This window comes from Thermodesulfobacteriota bacterium (genome assembly GCA_026415035.1).
GTDB lineage: Bacteria > Desulfobacterota > BSN033 > BSN033 > UBA1163 > RBG-16-49-23.
Genome location: JAOAHX010000041.1, coordinates 1 through 5,387, shown reverse-complemented (window position 1 = coordinate 5,387; position 5,387 = coordinate 1). Strand labels below are relative to the sequence as shown.

The 5,387-nt window shown below is 56.9% G+C and carries 6 protein-coding genes; 5 read left to right on the top strand and 1 reads right to left on the bottom strand.

All coding sequences use genetic code 11. The features are described 5' to 3' along the window. Nucleotides 1–151: 151 nt before the first annotated feature. Nucleotides 152–364 carry a dodecin family protein gene (locus tag N3G78_14585; GenBank protein MCX8119142.1) on the bottom strand — a complete coding sequence of 71 codons (213 nt, stop codon included), beginning with the start codon at nucleotides 362–364 and terminating at the stop codon, nucleotides 152–154. A 201-nt stretch (nucleotides 365–565) separates the two neighbouring features. On the opposite strand from N3G78_14585, the gene N3G78_14580 reads away from it, so the two are divergent. From N3G78_14580 to N3G78_14560, 5 genes are all read left to right on the top strand, one after another. Then, entirely contained in the window at nucleotides 566–1,540 is a 975-nt protein-coding gene (locus tag N3G78_14580) for a tyrosine recombinase XerC (protein ID MCX8119141.1), read from the top strand. A gap of 2 nt (nucleotides 1,541–1,542) precedes the next feature. Next, nucleotides 1,543–2,109 carry an ATP-dependent protease subunit HslV gene (gene hslV, locus N3G78_14575; GenBank protein ID MCX8119140.1) on the top strand — a complete coding sequence of 189 codons (567 nt, stop codon included), beginning with the start codon at nucleotides 1,543–1,545 and terminating at the stop codon, nucleotides 2,107–2,109. Next, entirely contained in the window at nucleotides 2,106–3,431 is a 1,326-nt protein-coding gene (gene hslU / locus N3G78_14570) for an ATP-dependent protease ATPase subunit HslU (protein ID MCX8119139.1), read from the top strand. The genes hslV and hslU overlap by 4 nt, the downstream gene beginning before the upstream one ends. A 16-nt stretch (nucleotides 3,432–3,447) precedes the next feature. After that, complete coding sequence (argB, locus tag N3G78_14565) at nucleotides 3,448–4,356, top strand: acetylglutamate kinase (protein ID MCX8119138.1); 909 nt, start codon at nucleotides 3,448–3,450, stop codon at nucleotides 4,354–4,356. A gap of 35 nt (nucleotides 4,357–4,391) precedes the next feature. After that, on the top strand, nucleotides 4,392–5,387 hold a 996-nt coding region (locus N3G78_14560; protein ID MCX8119137.1), incomplete at its 3' end, for an aspartate aminotransferase family protein.

The window sequence follows — 5,387 nt, the reverse complement described above, 5'->3', positions numbered from 1 at the left end:
GGTGGGGACGGCCACCGTGGAACCGGCCGAATTGTTGAGAGCGGTACAAGAAGGTCTTGAAAAAAGGAGTTTGGGGCAAAGGCGAAGGCCCTATCCCTCCGGACCGATTTCGTCGAAAGAGGAATAGGGCCTCTCCGGGACCCCCCTTTTCTCAGGTTTCGAGGACGAAGATCACTTCCATTCTGACGCGGTATTCCGCAATCTTTGAATTCTCGACCGCGACCCGGAACTCGATGATCCGCAGTCCTGTGATTCCCCTCAGGGTCTTGGTCGCACGGGCAAACCCGATCTTTACGGCGTCCTCAAACCCTTTTGGAGAACCTGCGATAATTTCCGTCACCCTTGCCACCCTTGGATCTCCCATGTTTTTCACCTCCCTTTCCTTTGAATGAATGGTGAATGAGAGTTTATACAAAAATGGCCATAAATGTCAATGAAAAAATGGCCCGGTGGCTTCCCGTCTCTGTTTTTCAATAAAACTCAGGGGAAATGAACGGGTGGGGTCGGGTTCCTATTGATTTGAAGGGTTTCTATGTTATAGAATAAAATTTCAGTTTTCAGGGTGATGTCGACGAAAAGGAAACCGGGAATGGAGGCTCCTCCCCAACCCAAAGACGAGCGGGTTCGCCAATTCCTCCAGTATCTCTCCGCGGAGAAAAACGCCTCCCCACATACCTGCCGAGGTTATCAGAAAGATCTGGAGGAGTTCGAGGATTTTATAAGAAGGCATGAGGCAGGGATTCTGGACAGGGACAGGGTGGATTGGGGACGGGTGAATCGGATCACCATTCGAAAGTTTCTGAGCCTGCTTCACCGGACCCATCGAAAGAGCTCGATCGCCCGAAAGATCTCCACCCTTCGGTCCTTTTATCGTTTCCTGGTCAGGGAGGGGATCGCCCCCTCAAACCCGGCCAAGGCCGTGGCGACCCCAAAGGTTGAAAAGACCCTTCCCTCGACGCTCACGGTGGACGAGGCGGTTGAGTTGGTGGAATCTCCGGAGAGGTTCAAAGGGGGGGCTTCCCGACCGAAAAAAGGGATCAAAGCCTTGAGAGACAGGGCCATCCTTGAACTTCTCTATTCAAGCGGAATGAGGGTGGGCGAGTTGGTGGGCCTCAACGGCAATGATATCGACTTCTCTCTGGGGATCGTCAAAGTGATGGGGAAGGGACGAAAAGAGAGGATCGTCCCCGTGGGCGAACAGGCCTTGAAGGCCCTTAAGGCCTATCTTCAAGCCAGGGGAAACCGGGAGGAAGAAGGTCCCCTTTTTATCAACCACCGCGGGGGGCGGTTGACGAGCCGAAGCGTCGGCCGATTGGTGAAGGGATACTCCAGGCTTTCCGGAATCCTCCGGAAGATCAGCCCCCATAGCCTCAGACATAGCTTCGCTACTCATCTGTTAGATGCGGGCGCGGATATCCGGGAGATTCAGGAGATGTTGGGCCACGCGAGCCTATCGACCACCCAGAAATACATCCACCTCAGTCCAGGGAAGTTGATGGAGGTGTACGACCGAACCCACCCCAGGGGGATGAAGAAGTGACAATGCTCAGGCCTTCTTTGAAAGGGGAGAGACAGGCGAGTCGGGCCCATGGGACGACCGTCCTCTGCGTCAGGCACAAGGGGAAGGTAGTGATGGCAGGGGATGGCCAGGTCAGCCTCGGCGATACGGTGATGAAGCATACGGCCAAGAAGGTTCGCAGGCTTTACCACGACAAGGTGTTGGCAGGATTCGCCGGGGCCACGGCAGACGCTTTCACCCTCTTCGCGAAATTTGAGGAGAAGCTGGAGCAGTATAACGGGAACCTCCTGAGGGCCGCGGTGGAATTGGCCAAGGAATGGAGAACGGACCGAGTCTTGAGACGGCTCGAGGCCCTGCTCCTCATTGCCGATCAGGAGCGGTCCTTGGTCATCTCCGGCAACGGGGATGTGATCGAACCTGACGATGGGGTGACCGCCATCGGAAGCGGTGGTCCCTATGCCCACGCGGCTGCCAAGGCTTTGACCCAGTTTTCCGATCTGGATGCGAGGGCCATCGCGGAAGAGGCGATGAAGATCGCCGCCTCGATCTGCATCTATACAAATGACCGAATTCTGATCGAAGAGCTATGAAGCAGACCCTCACCCCGAGAGAGATCGTTTCAGAGCTGGACAAGTACATCATCGGCCAGAAGAACGCCAAGCGTTCGGTGGCCATCGCTTTGCGGAACCGATGGAGGCGTCAACAGATCCCCGAACCCCTCCGGGACGAGATCGCTCCCAAAAACATCATCATGATCGGCCCCACCGGCGTAGGAAAGACGGAGATCGCCCGGAGGCTGGCCAGGTTGGCCCAGGCCCCCTTTCTCAAGATCGAGGCCTCGAAATTTACTGAGGTGGGGTATGTGGGACGAGATGTGGAATCGATGGTCAGGGATCTGACCGATCAGGCCGTCAACATGGTGAAGGCCGAGGAGACCAAGAAGGTCCAACAGAGGGCCGAGGAGATCGCCGAAGAAAGACTCCTCGACCTTCTGTTCCCTCCTGCGCGAAAAAGCCGGGAGGGAGAGAATACGAAAGAGACCCGGGAGAAGCTGCGCCGACTCCTGAGGAGCGGAAAGTTGAACGAGCGGTACGTCGAGGTGGAGGTGGTGGATCGGAACCTCCCCCTGGTGGAAATTTTTGCGGCCTCGGGGATGGAGGAGATGGATATCAACCTCAAAGAGGTCTTCGGAAATCTCTTCCCCAAAAAGAAGAAACAGAGAAAGGTGAAAGTGCCCGAGGCCCTACAGATCCTCACCCAGGAGGAGGCCCAGAAACTGATCGACATGGACGCCGTGATCAAGCAGGCCATCGAACGGGTGGAGCAGTCCGGGATCATCTTTCTCGATGAAATCGACAAGATCGCGGGCAGGGAGTCGACCTACGGTCCCGACGTTTCCAGAGAAGGGGTCCAACGGGACCTCTTGCCCATCGTGGAGGGGACTACCGTCTCGACCAAGTATGGCGTGGTCAAGACCGATCACATCCTCTTCATCGCGGCCGGCGCTTTCCATGTCTCCAAACCTTCGGATCTCATCCCGGAACTGCAGGGGAGGTTTCCGATCCGAGTGGAGCTCGATCCCCTCACGAAGGAAGATCTCGTCCGAATTTTGACGGAACCGGAGAATGCCCTGATCAAACAGTACACGGCCCTGATGGAGACCGAATCGGTCAAACTCCAATTCCAGCCGGATGCCATCGAGGAGATCGCCCAGATGGCGGCCCGGATCAACGAAAGGACGGAGAACATCGGGGCGAGGAGGCTTTATACGATCCTGGAGAAGTTGCTCGACGAGATCTCCTTCAATGCGCCCGAGATGAGCGGTCAGGTGATGGTGATCGATGCCCGCTACGTAAGGGAGAAGCTGAAAGGATTCGTGGAGGACGAGGATTTGAGCCGGTTCATTTTGTGAAGAGAGGATGGAAGCCATGGACAATCCCATCGATAAGGCCAAGGTGCTGGTGGAGGCCCTCCCTTATATCCGACGGTTCTCCAACAAGACGATCGTCATTAAATATGGCGGAAGCACGATGGAGGAGGAGGGGCTCAAGAGGAGTTTTGCCCTGGACATCGTCCTGCTCAAATATATCGGCATTCACCCCGTCGTGGTCCATGGAGGAGGACCTCAGATCGGCGAGATGCTCAGCCGCCTGGGGAAGAAGTCGGAGTTCGTCGAAGGGATGAGGGTGACCGACCCAGAGACGATGGACGTCGTAGAGATGGTGCTCGTGGGAAAGGTCAATAAGGAGCTCGTGGCCATGATCAATCAGCAGGGGGGAAAGGCGGTCGGCCTTAGCGGAAAGGACGGAAAGTTGATCGTGGCCCAGAAGATGAGGCTGAAGAAACCGGCCGGAGACACCCCCTCGCCTGAATTCATCGACATCGGGATGGTGGGAGAAGTCAAGGCCATCCATCCCGAGGTGATCGAGTCCCTGGAGCGAGAGAACTTCATTCCGGTGATCGCTCCCGTGGGCGTGGGCGAGGGAGGGGAGACCTACAATATCAACGCCGACCTGGTGGCCGGGAAGATCGCAGGGGCCCTGAAGGCAGAGAAGCTGATCCTTCTGACCGATGTGGCGGGGGTGTTGGACGGGCAGAGACGGTTGATTCCGACCCTCCACGTCGCCGAGGCCAAGGAACTGCTGGCCCAGAAGGTCATCTCGGCCGGGATGATACCGAAAGTGACCTGTTGCCTCGAGGCCCTCAACGAGGGGGTCGGTAAGGCCCATATCATCGACGGAACCGTGGAACATGCGGTCCTCCTGGAACTCTTCACGGATGTGGGAATCGGAACCCAGATCTGCCGAGAGGGAGAAACGTCCCAACGAGAAAGGTGAAGGGGCCGGCCGATTTCTTAGGGAAGGACGTGTTTATGGATTCTCAGACCTGGATGAAACTTTCGGAACAGGTGATCGCCCACACCTATAACCGCTTTCCGATCCTTCCGGTGAGGGGCAAGGGAACCCGGATTTGGGATCTCGAGGGGAAGGAGTATATCGACTTCTTTTCAGGGCTGGCGGTCTGCAACTTAGGCCATTGCCATCCAAAGGTGGTCCGGGCCATCCAGACCCAGGCCGAAAAGTTACTCCACGTCTCCAACCTCTATTATATCCAACCCCAGATCGAGCTGGCTTCCCTCCTCTGCGAGCACTCTTTCGCGGACAAGGTCTTCTTCTGCAACAGCGGGGCGGAGGCGAACGAGGCGGCCCTCAAACTGGCCAGAAAGTATGCGAAGGAGAAGACGGGCGAGGACCGATATGAGGTGATCACCATGGAGCGCTCCTTCCACGGCAGGACCTTGGCCACACTGACCGCCACGGGCCAAGCCAAATATCACAAAGGGTATGCTCCTCTCGTCCCAGGATTCCGATATGTCCCCTTCGATGATCTCGCTGCGGTTCGGGAGGCGATCGGGCCGAAGACCTGTGCCGTGCTTCTCGAGCCGATCCAAGGGGAGGGGGGGGTGAACGTCCCATCCGAAGGGTATCTGAGAGGGTTGAGAGAGCTCTGCGACGAGAAGGGGGTCCTTTTGATCTTAGACGAAGTGCAGGTCGGCATGGGAAGGACCGGCAAACTCTTCGCCTACGAACACGAAGGGATCAAACCCGATCTCCTCACCCTTGCCAAATCGTTGGCAGGGGGCGTGCCCATCGGCGCCCTTCTCATGAGGGAAGAGATCGCCCAGAGCTTCGGTCCAGGAGACCATGCCTCGACCTTCGGCGGAAATTTTCTGGCCACGGCCGCGGGAGTCGCCGCCCTTAAGGCCTTAATCGAGGAGGGCCTCTTGGAGAATTGTCAGAGGGTGGGCGCCTACTTCATGAAACGGTTGAAGGAAGTGCAGGAGAAATTTCCCCTCGTAAAGGAGGTC

What these genes read in the sequence shown, in the direction of transcription:
- N3G78_14585 (MCX8119142.1), bottom strand. Translation starts at nt 364, where the DNA reads ATGGGAGATCCAAGGGTGGCAAGGGTGACGGAAATTATCGCAGGTTCT.
- N3G78_14580 (MCX8119141.1), top strand. Translation starts at nt 566, where the DNA reads ATGTCGACGAAAAGGAAACCGGGAATGGAGGCTCCTCCCCAACCCAAA.
- hslV (MCX8119140.1), top strand. Translation starts at nt 1,543, where the DNA reads ATGCTCAGGCCTTCTTTGAAAGGGGAGAGACAGGCGAGTCGGGCCCAT.
- hslU (MCX8119139.1), top strand. Translation starts at nt 2,106, where the DNA reads ATGAAGCAGACCCTCACCCCGAGAGAGATCGTTTCAGAGCTGGACAAG.
- argB (MCX8119138.1), top strand. Translation starts at nt 3,448, where the DNA reads ATGGACAATCCCATCGATAAGGCCAAGGTGCTGGTGGAGGCCCTCCCT.